The following is an 18,901-nucleotide window of genomic DNA, read 5'->3' as shown; positions in this document are numbered from 1 at the left end:
GAACGGCAACGATTAAACCCGCTCAAAGACGGTGGCGATGCCCTGGCCTAAACCAATACACATGGTAGCCAGGCCGAACTGCGCGTCTTTGCGCTCCATCTGATTAATTAACGTTGTGCTAATGCGCGCGCCGGAACAGCCGAGCGGATGGCCCAAAGCGATCGCGCCGCCGTTGAGGTTGATCTTCTCATCTATCTGCTCCATCAGCCCCAGATCTTTAATGCACGGCAGGATCTGTGCGGCAAAAGCCTCGTTCATTTCGAAAACGTCGATATCGCTGGTAGAGAGTCCGGCCTTTTTCAGCGCCAGCTTTGAAGCTGGAACCGGGCCATAACCCATGATTGATGGATCACAGCCGACGACAGCCATAGAACGCACTCGCGCGCGCGGTTTCAGGCCCAGCTCGCGAGCGCGGCTTTCACTCATTAACAGCATTGCGGCAGCACCGTCGGAGAGTGCGGAAGATGTTCCCGCCGTTACCGTACCCGTGACCGGATCGAATGCGGGCCTCAGCGCAGCCAGCGCCTCTACCGTCGTTTCAGGACGAATAACTTCATCATAATTGTATGACTTCAGCACGCCGTCAGCATCGTGACCACCGGTAGCAATGATTTCCGTCTTGAACGCACCAGACTGCGTGGCGGCCCAGGCGCGAGCGTGGGAGCGGGCGGCGAACTGGTCCTGCATTTCACGGCTGATGCCGTGCAGACGCGCCAGCATTTCTGCAGTTAGCCCCATCATACCGGCGGCTTTAGCGACGTTACGGCTCAGGCCCGGGTGGAAATCCACGCCGTGGCTCATCGGGACGTGGCCCATATGTTCCACGCCGCCAATCAGGCATACGCTGGCGTCACCGGTCATGATCATGCGCGCTGCGTCATGCAGCGCCTGCATCGAAGAACCGCAAAGGCGATTGACCGTGGTGGCCGGTACCGAGTGCGGGATTTCCGCCAGTAGCGCGGCATTGCGGGCAATGTTAAAGCCCTGCTCCAGGGTCTGCTGCACGCAGCCCCAGTAGATATCGTCAATCGCGCTTGCTTCAAGCGATGGGTTGCGCGAAAGCAGGCTACGCATCAGGTGCGCAGAGAGGTCTTCCGCGCGCACGTGGCGAAAGGCGCCGCCCTTCGAACGGCCCATCGGGGTGCGAATTGCATCGACAATGACAACTTGTTCCATTGTGACTCCTTAAGCCGTTTTCAGGTCGCCTACCGGGCGGGCAGGTTCAACCGGGGGATAGTACGCTTCGTTATGGCGTGCTTTACTGCGCAGGCCTTCCGGCACGTCATACAGTGGGCCGAGGTGCTGATATTGCTGCGCCATATCGAGATATTTTGCGCTGCCGAGCGTATCCAGCCAGCGGAATGCACCGCCGTGGAATGGAGGGAAGCCGAGGCCGTAAACCAGCGCCATATCCGCTTCCGCCGGGCTGGCAATAATGCCTTCTTCCAGACAACGCACCACTTCGTTAACCATAGGGATCATCATGCGGGCGATGATTTCTTCGTCGCTGAAGTCGCGTTTCGGCTGGCTGACGTCTGCCAGTAGGCTATCCACAACCGCATCTTCTTCTTTCTTCGGCTTACCCTTGTTGTCTTCTTTATAACGCCAGAAGCCGAGGCCATTTTTCTGACCGAAACGGTTATCCTCGAACAGGGCGTCGATCGCGTCGCGATAATCTTTCTGCATCCGCTGCGGGAAGCCTGCGGCCATGACTGCCTGGGCGTGATGTGCGGTATCAATACCGACCACATCCAGCAGATACGCCGGGCCCATCGGCCAGCCAAACTGCTTCTCCATCACTTTGTCGACTTTGCGGAAGTCCGCACCGTCGCGCAGCAGCTGGCTGAAACCGGCGAAATAGGGGAACAGCACACGGTTAACAAAGAAGCCGGGGCAGTCGTTAACCACAATCGGCGTCTTGCCCATTTTGCTTGCCCAGGCGACCACTTTGGCGATAGTGTCATCCGAGCTTTTCTCGCCGCGAATGATCTCAACCAGCGGCATCCGGTGAACCGGGTTAAAGAAGTGCATGCCGCAGAAGTTCTCCGGGCGCTTCAGGACGCTGGCCAGTTCGCTAATCGGAATGGTGGAAGTATTTGACGCCAGCACGGTGTCCGGACGCACTTTATCTTCAGTCTCCGCCAGCACCGCTTTTTTCACTTTCGGATTCTCAACGACCGCTTCGACCACCACATCCACGCGTTCAAAACCGGCATAGTCAAGCGTCGGCTGAATGGTTGAAATGACGCCAGCCATCTTCAGACCGTCGATCTTGCCGCGCTCCAGCTGTTTATTCAGCAGCTTGGCGGCTTCGGTCATACCGAGCGTCAGCGATTTGTCGTTGATATCCTTCATCACCACCGGTACGCCTTTCCAGGCCGACTGGTAAGCGATGCCGCCGCCCATAATACCCGCGCCCAGTACGGCAGCGTGTTTTGGCGTTTCGGTATCTTTGGTGAGCTTCTTCGCTTTCGCTTTGACGTACTGATCGTTGAGGAAGATGCCGACCAATGCGCGAGCTTCGCTGGTGTGCGCCAGCGGCACAAAACTCTGGTTTTCCAGGTTCAGCGCTTCTTCACGACCAAAGCGTGCGGCAGCTTCAATGGTTTTCACTGCGGTACCAGGAGCTGGATAATGTTTACCCGCGGTTTGTGCGACCATGCCTTTGGCGATGGTAAAACTCATCGTGGCTTCAATTTTACTGAGGTGAAGAGGCTCCAGCTTCGGCTGACGCTTGGCCTTCCAGTCGAGATCGCCGTTAATCGCCTGGTGCAGAATGGCTATCGCGCCATCGATCAGCTTCTCATGCTTTACCACACCGTCGACGAGACCGATTTTCAGCGCCTGATCGGCACCAACATCTTTCCCGGCGGCAATAATTTCCAGCGCGCTGTCCGCACCAAGCATCCGCGGCATACGCACCGAGCCGCCAAAGCCCGGCATAATGCCCAGCTTCGTTTCCGGCAGACCAATACGCAGGTCAGGCGTCGCCAGGCGATAATCGGTTGCCAGAACGCATTCGCAGCCGCCGCCCAACGCATAGCCGTTAACTGCGGCAATGGTAGGGACTGGCAAATCCTCCAGACGATTGAAGACACTATTGGCAAAATGCAGCCACTGGCTGAGCTGTTCTTGAGGAACCAGGAACAGTGAAAGGAATTCGGTGATATCCGCGCCGACGATAAAGGCTGCTTTCTCAGAGCGGAGCAGCAACCCTTTAAGATCTTTTTGTTTTTCGAGCACATCCAGCGCCTGGCCGAGGCTGGCTACGGTTGCGGTATCGAGCTTATTGACCGAACCGGGGGCATCGAACACCATTTCGGCAATGCCGTCTTCCCGCCAGTCGAGGTACAGGGTGTCGCCTTTGTAGAGCATGTCAGTCTCCTGAATCCAGCAATATGATCTGGTCGTACCAGATGAGATGGAGTGTGGAATTTATGTTAATAAATTGCAAATAACTCTTTAAATAAATGCTGGTCGGATCACACCCGGTAGAAATCACCCCGCCTGAGGCCAATGTGCTAAGATGCGAAGAATCACGATCCAATAAAATCAAAGGATAAAAGATGGAATCACTGGCCGGTCTCTATAAAAATCATATCGTTACCCTACAAGAACGTACTCGCGATGTTCTGGCCCGTTTTAAGCTGGATGCGCTGCTGATTCACTCTGGTGAATTGGTTAATGTCTTTCTTGACGATCATCCGTATCCGTTCAAGGTCAACCCACAGTTCAAAGCCTGGGTACCGGTAACGCAAGTCCCTAACTGCTGGCTGCTGGTGGACGGCGTCAACAAACCGAAACTGTGGTTCTATCTGCCGGTTGATTACTGGCACAACGTAGAACCGCTGCCGACCTCATTCTGGACCGAAGAGGTGGAAGTGATTGCCCTGCCGAAAGCTGACGGTATTGGCAGCCAACTGCCCGCAGCCCGCGGCAATATTGGCTATATCGGTCCGGTTCCGGAACGTGCGCTGGGTCTGGAGATTGCGGCGGATAAGATCAACCCGAAAGGCGTTATCGATTATCTGCACTACTATCGCTCCTATAAAACCGATTATGAGCTGGCTTGTATGCGTGAAGCACAGAAATCGGCGGTTAATGGCCATCGTGCAGCGCATGAAGCATTCCTTTCAGGGATGAGCGAGTTTGATATTAACCTTGCCTATCTGACGGCGACCGGCCATCGTGACACCGACGTGCCATACAGCAATATCGTGGCGTTGAACGAACATGCCTCCGTGCTGCACTACACCAAACTGGATCATCGCGCGCCGGCTGAAGCGCGTAGTTTTCTGCTGGATGCTGGTGCGGAATATAATGGTTACGCGGCCGATCTGACGCGCACCTGGGCGGCGCATAGTGATAATGACTATGCTCAACTGGTTAAAGACGTCAATGACGAACAGCTGGCGCTGATTAGTACCATGAAGGCGGGCACCAGCTATGTGGATTATCATATTCAGTTCCATCAGCGTATTGCCAAACTGCTGCGTAAGCATCAGATAGTCAAAGATATGAGCGAAGAGGCGATGGTGGAGAACGACCTGACCGGGCCGTTTATGCCACACGGCATTGGCCATCCGCTGGGCTTGCAGGTTCATGACGTTGCGGGCTTTATGCAGGATGATACTGGCACCCATTTGGCGGCGCCGTCAAAATATCCCTACCTGCGCTGCACGCGCGTGCTGCAACCAAGAATGGTACTGACCATTGAGCCGGGCATCTACTTTATCGAATCTCTGCTGGCCCCGTGGCGCGAAGGGCAGTTCAGCAAGCACTTCAACTGGCAGAAAATCGACGCATTGAAGCCGTTTGGCGGGATTCGTATCGAAGACAACGTGGTTATCCACGAGAATAATGTCGAAAATATGACGCGTGACCTGAAACTGGCGTAATGGAAAGTTGGTTGATACCGGCTGCGCCGGTGACCTTTGTTGAAGAGATCAAAAAAAGCCGCTTTATTACGCTGTTGGCGCATACCAACGGCGTAGCGGCGGCAAAGGCGTTTGTTGAATCCGTCAGAGCTGAGCACCCGGACGCCCGCCACCATTGCGTGGCGTGGGTAGCCGGGCCGCCGAACGACTCACAACAGTTGGGCTTTTCCGATGATGGCGAACCGGCTGGCACGGCGGGGAAACCGATGCTGGCCCAGCTTATGGGCAGCGGCGTTGGGGAGATAACCGCTGTTGTCGTGCGTTACTACGGTGGTATTCTGCTGGGCACCGGCGGCCTGGTGAAAGCTTACGGCGGCGGTGTCCATCAGGCGCTTGCTCAGCTAACAACGCAGCGCAAGACGCCGCTGACCGCATATACTTTGCAGTGTGAATATGGGCAGTTGGCCGGGATTGAAACGCTGTTAGCTCAGTTCTCAGGGAAAATTGTCGAAAGCGAATATCAAGCCTCTGTTCAGCTGCGCGTGGCGCTTCCTCAAGCTGAAGTGGCGCTATTCTCAGCAAAGCTGGCTGATTTTAGTCGTGGTTCGTTGCAATTACTGAAGATTGACGAATAATCCCCACCTGATTTTTTTGCATACCAAAGGAAGCGCCAGAGATGCATTTTCGCGCGATAACCCGAATCGTTGGACTGCTGGTCATTCTATTTTCGGGAACTATGATCCTCCCGGGATTAGTAGCCTTAATATACCGCGATGGTGCGGGGCGGGCGTTTACCCAGACCTTTTTTGTCGCGCTGGCGATCGGCTCGCTTCTGTGGTGGCCTAACCGTCGTGAAAAGGGCGAACTGAAATCCCGCGAAGGATTTCTGATAGTCGTCCTCTTCTGGACCGTATTGGGCAGCGTGGGTGCGCTGCCATTTATTTTCGCTGAACAGCCGAACCTGACGGTAACGGATGCGTTTTTTGAATCCTTCTCGGGCCTGACAACGACCGGGGCGACTACGCTGGTGGGGCTCGATTCGTTACCCCATGCCATCCTTTTTTATCGTCAGATGCTGCAATGGTTTGGCGGTATGGGGATCATCGTGCTGGCGGTAGCGATACTGCCAATCCTTGGCGTCGGCGGTATGCAGCTATATCGGGCGGAGATGCCGGGACCGTTGAAGGACAACAAGATGCGCCCGCGAATTGCGGAAACGGCGAAAACGTTGTGGCTTATCTATGTCTTGCTGACTGTGGCCTGCGCGCTGGCGCTGTGGTTTGCCGGAATGCCGGCATTTGACGCTATTGGACATAGCTTCGCTACTATCGCGATTGGGGGGTTCTCTACCCATGATGCCAGCGTCGGCTATTTTGACAGCCCGACGATCAACACCATTATTGCAGTCTTTCTGCTGATCTCCGGCTGTAACTATGGTCTGCACTTCTCTTTACTTAGTGGCCGCAACCTGAAGGTTTACTGGCGCGATCCGGAATTCCGCATGTTTATCGGGGTGCAGTTGACGCTGGTAGTGATCTGTACCCTGGTGCTGTGGCTACATGATGTCTATGCCTCGGCGGTTACCACGCTGAACCAGGCCTTCTTCCAGGTGGTGTCGATGGCGACGACTGCAGGTTTCACTACCGACAGCATTGCGCGTTGGCCGTTATTCTTGCCGGTGTTGCTGCTATGCTCGGCTTTTATCGGCGGTTGCGCCGGTTCGACGGGCGGCGGCTTGAAAGTTATTCGTATTCTGCTGCTCTTTAAACAGGGTAACCGTGAGCTTAAACGTCTGGTACACCCTAATGCGGTATACAGTATTAAGTTGGGTAACCGAGCGCTGCCGGAACGTATTCTGGAAGCCGTCTGGGGATTTTTCTCCGCTTATGCGTTGGTATTCATCATCAGTATGCTGGCGATCATCGCTACCGGCGTGGATGACTTCTCTGCTTTTGCTTCAGTTGTCGCGACGTTAAACAACCTTGGTCCTGGGCTGGGCGTTGTGGCGGATAACTTTGCGACGATGAACCCGGTCGCGAAATGGATATTGATTGCTAACATGCTGTTTGGTCGTCTGGAAGTGTTCACCTTGCTGGTGCTATTTACTCCGACTTTCTGGCGCGAATAACAGGAGTGCCTGTGAAAACTTTGATTCTATTCTCTACCCGCGACGGACAAACGCGTGAAATCGCCTCCTTTCTGGCATCTGAATTAAAAGAGCAAGGAATTGATACGGATACGATTGACCTTAATCGCACCAATGAGATCGATTGGCCTTTATACGATCGCGTAGTGATTGGTGCATCAATCCGTTATGGCCATTTTCATCCGGCGCTGGAGCGGTTCGTGAAAAAACACCTTCAGGCGCTGCAGGCGCTGCCGGGTGCTTTTTTCTCGGTCAATCTCGTGGCGCGTAAGCCAGAGAAGCGAACGCCGCAGACGAACAGCTACACGCGTAAGTTTCTGCTCAACTCTCCGTGGCAACCTCAACGTAGTGCCGTATTTGCTGGGGCACTCCGTTACCCACGTTATCGTTGGTATGACCGCTTTATGATTCGTCTTATTATGAAGATGACCGGAGGCGAAACGGATATCACTAAAGAGGTTGTCTATACCGACTGGCAGCAGGTCACGCTTTTTGCCCGTGAAATCGCACAAATGACCAGCAAATAGGGTGTTAAAACACCTTGATGATGGAAAGTTGAGCGAACAAAAGAAAATTTGAAATTTCCTCTTGTCACGTCGGAATAACTCCCTATAATGCGCCACCACTGACACGGAACAACGGCTTACAGGCCGCCGGGTTAGCGGGGTTCAGCGATGAACGCCGGCAGAGAAAAGCGAAATTAAACGCTTGACTCTGAATGAGGAAAACGTATTATACGGGACCTCGCAACGGTGAGCGAAAGCCGCGTTGCACTGCTCTTTAACAATTTATCAGACAATCTGTGTGGGCACTCAAAGTGACATGGATTCTTAACGTCGCAAGACGAAAAATGAATACCAAGTCTCTGAGTGAACATACGTAATTCATTACGAAGTTTAATTCACGAGCATCAAACTTAAATTGAAGAGTTTGATCATGGCTCAGATTGAACGCTGGCGGCAGGCCTAACACATGCAAGTCGAGCGGTAGCACAGAGAGCTTGCTCTCGGGTGACGAGCGGCGGACGGGTGAGTAATGTCTGGGAAACTGCCTGATGGAGGGGGATAACTACTGGAAACGGTAGCTAATACCGCATAACGTCGCAAGACCAAAGTGGGGGACCTTCGGGCCTCATGCCATCAGATGTGCCCAGATGGGATTAGCTTGTTGGTGAGGTAACGGCTCACCAAGGCGACGATCCCTAGCTGGTCTGAGAGGATGACCAGCCACACTGGAACTGAGACACGGTCCAGACTCCTACGGGAGGCAGCAGTGGGGAATATTGCACAATGGGCGCAAGCCTGATGCAGCCATGCCGCGTGTATGAAGAAGGCCTTCGGGTTGTAAAGTACTTTCAGCGAGGAGGAAGGCATTGTGGTTAATAACCGCAGTGATTGACGTTACTCGCAGAAGAAGCACCGGCTAACTCCGTGCCAGCAGCCGCGGTAATACGGAGGGTGCAAGCGTTAATCGGAATTACTGGGCGTAAAGCGCACGCAGGCGGTCTGTCAAGTCGGATGTGAAATCCCCGGGCTCAACCTGGGAACTGCATTCGAAACTGGCAGGCTAGAGTCTTGTAGAGGGGGGTAGAATTCCAGGTGTAGCGGTGAAATGCGTAGAGATCTGGAGGAATACCGGTGGCGAAGGCGGCCCCCTGGACAAAGACTGACGCTCAGGTGCGAAAGCGTGGGGAGCAAACAGGATTAGATACCCTGGTAGTCCACGCTGTAAACGATGTCGACTTGGAGGTTGTTCCCTTGAGGAGTGGCTTCCGGAGCTAACGCGTTAAGTCGACCGCCTGGGGAGTACGGCCGCAAGGTTAAAACTCAAATGAATTGACGGGGGCCCGCACAAGCGGTGGAGCATGTGGTTTAATTCGATGCAACGCGAAGAACCTTACCTACTCTTGACATCCAGAGAACTTAGCAGAGATGCTTTGGTGCCTTCGGGAACTCTGAGACAGGTGCTGCATGGCTGTCGTCAGCTCGTGTTGTGAAATGTTGGGTTAAGTCCCGCAACGAGCGCAACCCTTATCCTTTGTTGCCAGCGGTCCGGCCGGGAACTCAAAGGAGACTGCCAGTGATAAACTGGAGGAAGGTGGGGATGACGTCAAGTCATCATGGCCCTTACGAGTAGGGCTACACACGTGCTACAATGGCATATACAAAGAGAAGCGACCTCGCGAGAGCAAGCGGACCTCATAAAGTATGTCGTAGTCCGGATCGGAGTCTGCAACTCGACTCCGTGAAGTCGGAATCGCTAGTAATCGTGGATCAGAATGCCACGGTGAATACGTTCCCGGGCCTTGTACACACCGCCCGTCACACCATGGGAGTGGGTTGCAAAAGAAGTAGGTAGCTTAACCTTCGGGAGGGCGCTTACCACTTTGTGATTCATGACTGGGGTGAAGTCGTAACAAGGTAACCGTAGGGGAACCTGCGGTTGGATCACCTCCTTACCTTAAAGAACCTGCCTTTGTAGTGCTCACACAGATTGTCTGATGAATGTAAAGAAGCAAGACGGCTGCGAAGTCGCGACACCTCGTGTCCCCTTCGTCTAGCGGTTAGGACTCCGCCCTTTCACGGCGGCAACAGGGGTTCGAATCCCCTAGGGGACGCCACTTGCTGGCTGTGAGTGAAAGACACAACCCACCGATATCTCAAAACTAACTCAGTGAGTTACGTTTGAGATATTTGCTCTTTAAAAATCTGGATCAAGCTGAAAATTGAAACGACACGCTGCGTCTGTTCTCCGTAATAAGAACAGCATGATGGTGTGTTCGAGTCTCTCAAATTTTCGCAATCATGAAGTGAAACATCTTCGGGTTGTGAGGTTAAGCGACTAAGCGTACACGGTGGATGCCCTGGCAGTCAGAGGCGATGAAGGACGTGCTAATCTGCGATAAGCGTCGGTAAGGTGATATGAACCGTTATAACCGACGATTTCCGAATGGGGAAACCCAGTGTGATCCGTCACACTATCGTTAAGTGAATACATAGCTTAACGAAGCGAACCGGGGGAACTGAAACATCTAAGTACCCCGAGGAAAAGAAATCAACCGAGATTCCCCCAGTAGCGGCGAGCGAACGGGGAGGAGCCCAGAGTCTGAATCAGTTTGTGTGTTAGTGGAAGCGTCTGGAAAGTCGCAGGGTACAGGGTGATACTCCCGTACACAAAAACGCACAGGCTGTGAACTCGAAGAGTAGGGCGGGACACGTGGTATCCTGTCTGAATATGGGGGGACCATCCTCCAAGGCTAAATACTCCTGACTGACCGATAGTGAACCAGTACCGTGAGGGAAAGGCGAAAAGAACCCCGGCGAGGGGAGTGAAACAGAACCTGAAACCGTGTACGTACAAGCAGTAGGAGCCCACTTGTTGGGTGACTGCGTACCTTTTGTATAATGGGTCAGCGACTTATATTCTGTAGCAAGGTTAACCGTATAGGGGAGCCGCAGGGAAACCGAGTCTTAACTGGGCGTTAAGTTGCAGGGTATAGACCCGAAACCCGGTGATCTAGCCATGGGCAGGTTGAAGGTTGGGTAACACTAACTGGAGGACCGAACCGACTAATGTTGAAAAATTAGCGGATGACTTGTGGCTGGGGGTGAAAGGCCAATCAAACCGGGAGATAGCTGGTTCTCCCCGAAAGCTATTTAGGTAGCGCCTCGTGAACTCATCTTCGGGGGTAGAGCACTGTTTCGGCTAGGGGGTCATCCCGACTTACCAACCCGATGCAAACTACGAATACCGAAGAATGTTATCACGGGAGACACACGGCGGGTGCTAACGTCCGTCGTGAAGAGGGAAACAACCCAGACCGCCAGCTAAGGTCCCAAAGTCATGGTTAAGTGGGAAACGATGTGGGAAGGCACAGACAGCCAGGATGTTGGCTTAGAAGCAGCCATCATTTAAAGAAAGCGTAATAGCTCACTGGTCGAGTCGGCCTGCGCGGAAGATGTAACGGGGCTAAACCATGCACCGAAGCTGCGGCAGCGACGCTTATGCGTTGTTGGGTAGGGGAGCGTTCTGTAAGCCGTTGAAGGTGGCCTGTGAGGGTTGCTGGAGGTATCAGAAGTGCGAATGCTGACATAAGTAACGATAAAGCGGGTGAAAAGCCCGCTCGCCGGAAGACCAAGGGTTCCTGTCCAACGTTAATCGGGGCAGGGTGAGTCGACCCCTAAGGCGAGGCCGAAAGGCGTAGTCGATGGGAAACAGGTTAATATTCCTGTACTCGGTGTTACTGCGAAGGGGGACGGAGAAGGCTATGTTAGCCGGGCGACGGTTGTCCCGGTTTAAGCATGTAGGCGGATGTTCCAGGTAAATCCGGAACGTTATTCAACGCTGAGGTGTGATGACGAGGCACTACGGTGCTGAAGTAACAAATGCCCTGCTTCCAGGAAAAGCCTCTAAGCATCAGGTAACATCAAATCGTACCCCAAACCGACACAGGTGGTCAGGTAGAGAATACCAAGGCGCTTGAGAGAACTCGGGTGAAGGAACTAGGCAAAATGGTGCCGTAACTTCGGGAGAAGGCACGCTGATGGTAGGTGAAGTGACTTGCTCATGGAGCTGAAATCAGTCGAAGATACCAGCTGGCTGCAACTGTTTATTAAAAACACAGCACTGTGCAAACACGAAAGTGGACGTATACGGTGTGACGCCTGCCCGGTGCCGGAAGGTTAATTGATGGGGTTATCCTCGCGGAGAAGCTCTTGATCGAAGCCCCGGTAAACGGCGGCCGTAACTATAACGGTCCTAAGGTAGCGAAATTCCTTGTCGGGTAAGTTCCGACCTGCACGAATGGCGTAATGATGGCCAGGCTGTCTCCACCCGAGACTCAGTGAAATTGAACTCGCTGTGAAGATGCAGTGTACCCGCGGCAAGACGGAAAGACCCCGTGAACCTTTACTATAGCTTGACACTGAACACTGGTCCTTGATGTGTAGGATAGGTGGGAGGCTTTGAAGTGTGGACGCCAGTCTGCATGGAGCCATCCTTGAAATACCACCCTTTAATGGCTGGTGTTCTAACGTGGACCCGTAATCCGGGTTGCGGACAGTGTCTGGTGGGTAGTTTGACTGGGGCGGTCTCCTCCTAAAGAGTAACGGAGGAGCACGAAGGTTAGCTAATCCTGGTCGGACATCAGGAGGTTAGTGCAATGGCATAAGCTAGCTTGACTGCGAGCGTGACGGCGCGAGCAGGTGCGAAAGCAGGTCATAGTGATCCGGTGGTTCTGAATGGAAGGGCCATCGCTCAACGGATAAAAGGTACTCCGGGGATAACAGGCTGATACCGCCCAAGAGTTCATATCGACGGCGGTGTTTGGCACCTCGATGTCGGCTCATCACATCCTGGGGCTGAAGTAGGTCCCAAGGGTATGGCTGTTCGCCATTTAAAGTGGTACGCGAGCTGGGTTTAGAACGTCGTGAGACAGTTCGGTCCCTATCTGCCGTGGGCGCTGGAGAATTGAGGGGGGCTGCTCCTAGTACGAGAGGACCGGAGTGGACGCATCACTGGTGTTCGGGTTGTCATGCCAATGGCATTGCCCGGTAGCTAAATGCGGAAGAGATAAGTGCTGAAAGCATCTAAGCACGAAACTTGCCCCGAGATGAGTTCTCCCTGACTCCTTGAGAGTCCTGAAGGAACGTTGAAGACGACGACGTTGATAGGCCGGGTGTGTAAGCGTAGCGATACGTTGAGCTAACCGGTACTAATGAACCGTGAGGCTTAACCTTACAACGCCGAAGATGTTTTGGCGGATTTGAGAGAATTTCAGCTTGATACAGATTAAACAGAATTTGCCTGGCGGCAATAGCGCGGTGGTCCCACCTGACCCCATGCCGAACTCAGAAGTGAAACGCCGTAGCGCCGATGGTAGTGTGGGGTCTCCCCATGTGAGAGTAGGGAACTGCCAGGCATTAATTAAGTGAAGAGCCCATCCTGACGGATGGGCTTTTTGCGTTTTTGTATACCAAAAATTTTATGCTTGTCAGAATTGCCTGGTCGGCCATAGTAGAGAGTTATCGCTAACGTACTACTGACAATCAGGCAAGCCTTCCCCTGCTATATACGGTAAACTAATGCTGATTTTGCATCAGGAAACCACTATGAACCACTCCCTCAAACCCTGGAATACCTTTGGCATAGACTGCTCGGCCAGAGAGCTTGTACGCGTCGAAAACGAACAACAGCTGGTTGCTGTCTGGCAAAAGGCTGTTACAGCAAAACAACCTGTTTTGATCCTGGGAGAAGGAAGCAATATTCTCTTCCTGGAGGATTATTCTGGTACGGTAATTATCAACCGTATCATGGGCATAGAGGTTGGTGAAACACCTGATGCCTGGCATTTGCATGTTGGGGCGGGGGAGAACTGGCATCGGTTGGTGCAATTCGCGTTGAATAATAAAATGCCTGGTTTAGAAAATCTTGCATTAATCCCTGGCTGTGCCGGATCTTCCCCGATTCAAAATATTGGTGCCTATGGAATTGAATTACAGAGCGTTTGTCAGTATGTCGATTGCGTTGAGTTAGCCACTGGTCAGAAGCGACGCTTTTCCGCCGCTGAGTGCCGCTTTGGCTATCGCGACAGTATTTTCAAGCATGAGTATAAGGACCTCTACGCTATTGTGGCCGTAGGCCTAACTTTGGCAAAAGTATGGCGACCGGTCTTAACTTACGGTGATTTAACCCGCCTTGATCCTGAAAATGTTACGCCGCATCAGGTTTTTGATTCCGTTTGTCACATGCGAATGACTAAGCTTCCTGATCCAAAAGTGACGGGTAATGCGGGCAGTTTCTTTAAGAATCCGGTGATTAGTGCTGAAAATGCGCAAGGTTTGCTGGAGCAATATCCAGGTATTCCTCACTACCCGCAGCCTGATGGCAGCATAAAGCTGGCAGCAGGATGGCTCATCGATCAATGTCAGCTTAAAGGCAAGGTAATTGGCGGTGCAGCGGTACACAACCAACAGGCATTAGTATTGATTAATTACGATCGGGCAACCAGTGAAGATGTGGTTAAATTAGCCCACTATGTTCGCCAGCAGGTTGGGGATAAGTTCAATATCTGGCTACAACCGGAAGTGCGTTTTATTAGCAAAACAGGTGAAGTCGATGCGGAGGGGATTATTGTATGAAAGATTATACCGTTCCTCTGACGTTGGTATCAATACTGGCCGACGCTGAGTTTCACTCAGGCGAGCAACTTGGCGAGCGCTTAGGAATGAGCCGGGCGGCAATCAATAAACATATTCAAACCTTGCGTGACTGGGGAGTTGATGTATTTACCGTCCCAGGTAAAGGCTACAGCTTGCCGGAACCTATACAGCTATTAGACGAAGAACAGATTTCGAAGCAGATTGAACATGGGCGGGTAACCGTGCTACCGGTTATTGACTCTACGAATCAGTATTTACTGGATAGGCTTAGTGAACTGCAGTCTGGTGATGCTTGCGTAGCGGAATATCAACAGGCTGGTCGCGGTCGTAGGGGGCGTAAGTGGTTTTCGCCGTTTGGTTCTAACCTCTACCTTTCAATGTACTGGCGTCTTGAGCAGGGGCCCGCTGCTGCCATTGGTTTGAGTTTGGTCATCGGGATTGTGATTGCCGAGGTACTTCAAAGCCTGGGGGCCGATAAAGTACGGGTGAAATGGCCGAATGATCTCTATTTGCAGGATCGGAAACTGTCAGGGATCCTGGTGGAACTGACGGGTAAAACCGGTGACGCTGCACAGATAGTCAGCGGGGCAGGTATCAATCTTATGATGCGTCGTGTTGAGTCTGATGTTGTTAATCAAGGCTGGATCAGCTTACAGGAAGCAGGAATCTCTATCGATAGGAATACTCTGGCCGCGCGGTTGATTAAAGAATTGCGGGCTAGTCTGCAGCTTTTTGAACAGGAAGGTTTGGCACCGTATCTAAAACGCTGGGAAAAGTTAGATAACTTTATTAATCGTCCGGTTAAACTTATTATTGGTGATAAAGAAATCTTTGGTATTTCCCGCGGGATTGATGCTCAAGGAGCCTTATTGCTGGAACAGGATGGAGTAGTAAAACCCTGGATTGGTGGCGAGATATCGTTGCGCAGCGCTGAATGAAAAAAGGGAGCTAACGCTCCCTGTCTTATTTTCGTAATCGAACTTGATTGACGGAATGATTTGCACTTTTAGTCATTATAAGACTAGCTCGCTCACGAGTTGGAAGGATGTTTTCCTTTAAATTCAAAAGATTAATCTCATTCCATAACGATGTGGCAATGTTGATAGCTTCATCTTTAGAAAGCTGTGCGTAATTATGGAAATAAGAGTCGGGGTCGGTAAATGCCCCTTCGCGAAATTTCAGAAAACGATTGATATACCATGTTTTGAGCAAGTCTTCTGGCGCATCGACATAAATTGAAAAATCAACAAAATCTGAAACAAATACATGATGTGGATCGTGTGGGTAATCCATTCCACTTTGTAAAACATTTAATCCTTCAAGAATTAAAATATCCGGCTGGGTAACTGTTTTATCCCCATCAGGAATAACATCATAAATCAGATGTGAATAGACAGGAGCAGTGGCGTTTGGAATGCCTGATTTCAGGTCGGAAACGAATTTAACTAAGCGATGCATATCGTAAGACTGCGGGAAGCCCTTCTTCTTCATCAGGCCGCGTTCTTTCAATACTGCGTTAGGATGCAAAAAACCATCGGTAGTGATCAATTCAACATGGCGATGTTCGGGCCAGCGACTGAGTAAAGCTTGCAGCACGCGCGCAGTAGTACTTTTGCCGACAGCCACGCTACCCGCAATACTGATGATATAAGGGATGCGTTGACCATTGGTACCGAGGAATTGTTCCAGTACCGCCTGGCGGCGCAAGTTAGAACTGATATAAAAATTGAGCAAGCGCGACAGTGGCAAATAAATCTCTGCAACTTCTTCAAGGGAAAGATCTTCATTGATGCCTTTTAACCGCGTGATTTCTTCCTCTGCTAGCGTCATCGGAACAGAATCACGAAGTGCAGCCCATTGGTCGCGGTTAAATTGTAGGTACGGTGTCATTAACGTTTGCTCTTTTTGGCTCATAAGCATGTTCTTGCAGTCGCCGAATGAAAGAAAGGCGGGGGTGCTTCACACTAGTTAATCAGGACAATGGGCAGGAGGGTAACACCAGATTGCAAGGAATAATAAGAAAAAAACTCATTGAATGATGCTTTCTAACGGTAACATCACAGAGGCGAATGAGTTGGTGGTGGCATATAAAGTCTTCTACAGGGCTGCCAATGTTAATTAACTGAGACCACGGGTAGCTCGTAGCGGTAAAGATGTTATATCAAAAGGGGATTTTACATTTTCAGGAGTTACCTCTAAGTAACTTTGTGCGATGAATGGTGTATTTTTGTGCTTCGTTGTTTGAATTTACACCGTTTTTTCTCGATTAAGCACAAAATGTGAGCGATAGAACGTTTTATGCAATTTTTTAGTTGCATGAACTCTCAGGTCTCCCTAGAATGCGCGCTACTTGATGCCGACTTAGCTCAGTAGGTAGAGCAACTGACTTGTAATCAGTAGGTCACCAGTTCGATTCCGGTAGTCGGCACCATCAAGTGCCTGGTGGGGTTCCCGAGCGGCCAAAGGGAGCAGACTGTAAATCTGCCGTCATCGACTTCGAAGGTTCGAATCCTTCCCCCACCACCATCTTTCGGCAACGCTTTGCGAAGCCAGGGTTGATTGGTTAAACTAGTCAACTCAAACAGAAAAAGAGATTCATCTCTTTTTTTTGTTATAGAAAGAACTGGGTAGCCGAGTTTCAGGATGCGGGCATCGTATAATGGCTATTACCTCAGCCTTCCAAGCTGATGATGCGGGTTCGATTCCCGCTGCCCGCTCCAGACGTGCTGATATGGCTCAGTTGGTAGAGCGCACCCTTGGTAAGGGTGAGGTCCCCAGTTCGACTCTGGGTATCAGCACCACTTCTTTATCTCTCCTCCCTGTTTCTCTCTATTCTATTGCATTCAACAAGTCGGGCATGTTGCCTGGTTGATGTGGTGATATCACCGATTTATCCGTGTCTTAGAGGGACAATCGATGTCTAAAGAAAAGTTTGAACGTACAAAACCGCACGTTAACGTCGGTACTATCGGCCACGTTGACCATGGTAAAACAACGCTGACCGCTGCAATCACTACCGTACTGGCTAAAACCTACGGCGGTGCTGCTCGCGCATTCGATCAGATCGATAACGCGCCGGAAGAAAAAGCTCGTGGTATCACCATCAACACCTCCCACGTTGAATATGACACCCCGACTCGCCACTACGCACACGTAGACTGCCCGGGCCACGCCGACTATGTTAAAAACATGATCACCGGTGCTGCGCAGATGGATGGCGCGATCCTGGTTGTTGCTGCGACTGACGGCCCGATGCCGCAGACCCGTGAGCACATCCTGCTGGGTCGTCAGGTAGGTGTTCCGTACATCATCGTGTTCCTGAACAAATGCGACATGGTTGATGACGAAGAGCTGCTGGAACTGGTAGAAATGGAAGTTCGTGAACTTCTGTCTCAGTACGATTTCCCGGGCGACGACACTCCGATCGTTCGTGGTTCTGCTCTGAAAGCACTGGAAGGTGACGCTGAGTGGGAAGCGAAAATCATCGAACTGGCTGGCTTCCTGGATTCTTACATCCCGGAACCAGAGCGTGCGATTGACAAGCCGTTCCTGCTGCCTATCGAAGACGTATTCTCCATCTCCGGTCGTGGTACTGTTGTTACCGGCCGTGTAGAGCGTGGTATTGTTAAAGTTGGCGAAGAAGTTGAAATCGTTGGTATCAAAGAGACTGCGAAGTCTACCTGTACCGGCGTTGAAATGTTCCGCAAACTGCTGGACGAAGGCCGTGCTGGTGAGAACGTAGGTGTTCTGCTGCGTGGTATCAAACGTGAAGAAATCGAACGTGGTCAGGTACTGGCTAAGCCGGGTTCAATCAAGCCGCACACCAAATTCGAATCTGAAGTTTATATTCTGTCCAAAGATGAAGGCGGCCGTCATACTCCGTTCTTCAAAGGCTACCGTCCGCAGTTCTACTTCCGTACAACTGACGTGACTGGCACCATCGAACTGCCGGAAGGCGTAGAGATGGTTATGCCGGGCGACAACATCAAAATGGTTGTTACCCTGATCCACCCGATCGCAATGGACGACGGTCTGCGTTTCGCAATCCGTGAAGGCGGCCGTACCGTTGGCGCGGGCGTTGTTGCTAAAGTTCTCAGCTAATCACTGATAACATTTGACGCAATGCGCAATAAAAGGGCATCATTTGATGCCCTTTTTGCACGCTTTCACACCAGAACCTGGCTCATCAGTGATTTTTTGAGTCATAATCATTGCTGAGACAGGCTCTGAAGAGGGCGTTAAGTCCGAAACGCAACAGAGCATTTCGGTTTGGTCGCCTCGTATTTCATGCGGGGTGAAGATATTTGTCTGAATTCTTGTGACAGGTTGGTTTATGAGTGCGAATACCGAAGCTCAAGGGAGCGGGCGCGGCCTCGAAGCGATGAAGTGGGCGATTGTTGCCGTGCTGCTGATTATGGCTATCGTCGGCAACTTCCTCTATCGTGACATTATGCTGGCAGTGCGTGCGTTGGCCGTAGTGATTCTGATCGCTGCAGCAGGCGGCGTCGCGCTGTTAACGACAAAAGGTAAGGCGACAGTGGCTTTCGCTCGCGAAGCGAGAACTGAAGTCCGCAAGGTTATTTGGCCAACTCGCCAGGAAACGTTGCACACTACGCTGATTGTTGCCGCAGTGACTGCAGTAATGTCACTGATCCTGTGGGGACTGGATGGTATTCTGGTTCGCCTGGTATCCTTTATCACTGGCCTGAGGTTCTGAG

The 18,901-nt window shown here is 51.8% G+C and carries 11 protein-coding genes, 5 tRNA genes and 3 rRNA genes; 16 read left to right on the top strand and 3 right to left on the bottom strand.

Annotation, left to right across the window (positions count from 1 at the left end):
• Positions 1–12: 12 nt before the first annotated feature.
• Both fadA and fadB read right to left on the bottom strand, forming a co-directional pair.
• The gene (gene fadA / locus ACMYSL_RS27695) at positions 13–1,176 is read right to left on the bottom strand and encodes an acetyl-CoA C-acyltransferase FadA (RefSeq protein WP_181484091.1); all 1,164 of its coding nucleotides are present in this window, start codon (positions 1,174–1,176) and stop codon (positions 13–15) included.
• Positions 1,177–1,185: 9 nt separating this feature from the next.
• Positions 1,186–3,375: a fatty acid oxidation complex subunit alpha FadB gene (gene fadB / locus ACMYSL_RS27690; RefSeq protein WP_434660745.1), complete on the bottom strand. Its 2,190-nt coding sequence runs from the start codon at positions 3,373–3,375 to the stop codon at positions 1,186–1,188.
• 191 nt (positions 3,376–3,566) lie between these two features.
• Between fadB and pepQ the strand changes: the two genes are divergently transcribed.
• The 10 genes from pepQ (at position 3,567) to birA (ending at position 15,121) form a co-directional block, all read left to right on the top strand.
• A complete protein-coding gene (pepQ, locus tag ACMYSL_RS27685) occupies positions 3,567–4,898 on the top strand; it encodes a Xaa-Pro dipeptidase (protein WP_182235588.1) in 1,332 nt (443 codons plus the stop codon).
• Complete coding sequence (locus ACMYSL_RS27680) at positions 4,898–5,512, top strand: IMPACT family protein (RefSeq protein ID WP_181484088.1); 615 nt, start codon at positions 4,898–4,900, stop codon at positions 5,510–5,512. The genes pepQ and ACMYSL_RS27680 overlap by 1 nt, the downstream gene beginning before the upstream one ends.
• A 41-nt stretch (positions 5,513–5,553) precedes the next feature.
• Positions 5,554–7,005 (top strand): Trk system potassium transporter TrkH, encoded by a 1,452-nt coding sequence (trkH, locus tag ACMYSL_RS27675; protein WP_112217112.1) that lies wholly within the window; start codon positions 5,554–5,556, stop codon positions 7,003–7,005.
• Positions 7,006–7,016: 11 nt separating this feature from the next.
• Positions 7,017–7,550 carry a menaquinone-dependent protoporphyrinogen IX dehydrogenase gene (gene hemG, locus ACMYSL_RS27670; protein ID WP_182235590.1) on the top strand — a complete coding sequence of 178 codons (534 nt, stop codon included), beginning with the start codon at positions 7,017–7,019 and terminating at the stop codon, positions 7,548–7,550.
• A 391-nt stretch (positions 7,551–7,941) separates the two neighbouring features.
• Positions 7,942–9,481, top strand: a 16S ribosomal RNA gene (locus ACMYSL_RS27665).
• 87 nt (positions 9,482–9,568) lie between these two features.
• A tRNA-Glu gene (locus ACMYSL_RS27660) sits at positions 9,569–9,643 on the top strand.
• Positions 9,644–9,854: 211 nt separating this feature from the next.
• Positions 9,855–12,761, top strand: a 23S ribosomal RNA gene (locus ACMYSL_RS27655).
• A 66-nt stretch (positions 12,762–12,827) separates the two neighbouring features.
• Positions 12,828–12,943 (top strand): 5S ribosomal RNA (rrf, locus tag ACMYSL_RS27650).
• Together the 16S, 23S and 5S rRNA genes with 1 tRNA gene alongside form the textbook arrangement of a ribosomal RNA operon.
• 190 nt (positions 12,944–13,133) lie before the next feature.
• Positions 13,134–14,162, top strand: coding sequence for a UDP-N-acetylmuramate dehydrogenase (gene murB / locus ACMYSL_RS27645; RefSeq protein WP_434660741.1), 1,029 nt, complete (start codon positions 13,134–13,136; stop codon positions 14,160–14,162).
• Complete coding sequence (birA, locus tag ACMYSL_RS27640; RefSeq protein ID WP_434660739.1) at positions 14,159–15,121, top strand: bifunctional biotin--[acetyl-CoA-carboxylase] ligase/biotin operon repressor BirA; 963 nt, start codon at positions 14,159–14,161, stop codon at positions 15,119–15,121. The genes murB and birA overlap by 4 nt, the downstream gene beginning before the upstream one ends.
• Positions 15,122–15,146: 25 nt before the next feature.
• On the opposite strand, the gene coaA is transcribed toward birA, so the two are convergent.
• Positions 15,147–16,097 carry a type I pantothenate kinase gene (gene coaA / locus ACMYSL_RS27635; RefSeq protein ID WP_112217424.1) on the bottom strand — a complete coding sequence of 317 codons (951 nt, stop codon included), beginning with the start codon at positions 16,095–16,097 and terminating at the stop codon, positions 15,147–15,149.
• Between the two features lie 441 nt (positions 16,098–16,538).
• Here coaA and ACMYSL_RS27630 point away from each other — a divergent pair.
• The 6 genes from ACMYSL_RS27630 to secE all read left to right on the top strand — a co-directional run bounded on the left by ACMYSL_RS27630 (position 16,539) and on the right by secE (position 18,900).
• A tRNA-Thr gene (locus tag ACMYSL_RS27630) sits at positions 16,539–16,614 on the top strand.
• A gap of 10 nt (positions 16,615–16,624) precedes the next feature.
• Positions 16,625–16,709 (top strand) — tRNA-Tyr (locus tag ACMYSL_RS27625).
• 119 nt (positions 16,710–16,828) lie between these two features.
• Positions 16,829–16,903: transfer RNA gene (locus tag ACMYSL_RS27620), tRNA-Gly, on the top strand.
• Positions 16,904–16,908: 5 nt separating this feature from the next.
• Positions 16,909–16,984: transfer RNA gene (locus ACMYSL_RS27615), tRNA-Thr, on the top strand.
• A 115-nt stretch (positions 16,985–17,099) separates the two neighbouring features.
• On the top strand, positions 17,100–18,284 hold the full coding sequence (gene tuf, locus ACMYSL_RS27610; protein WP_182235593.1) for an elongation factor Tu: 1,185 nt from the start codon (positions 17,100–17,102) through the stop codon (positions 18,282–18,284).
• Between the two features lie 232 nt (positions 18,285–18,516).
• On the top strand, positions 18,517–18,900 hold the full coding sequence (gene secE, locus ACMYSL_RS27605; protein WP_110277335.1) for a preprotein translocase subunit SecE: 384 nt from the start codon (positions 18,517–18,519) through the stop codon (positions 18,898–18,900).
• The last annotated feature ends 1 nt before the right edge of the window (position 18,901 follow it).

The sequence above is a fragment of the Klebsiella sp. MISC125 genome, from assembly GCF_051131775.1.
Classification (GTDB): Bacteria; Pseudomonadota; Gammaproteobacteria; order Enterobacterales; family Enterobacteriaceae; genus Klebsiella.
Note: the sequence above shows the minus strand (reverse complement) of the source record. Positions and strands in the feature narration are given on the sequence as shown.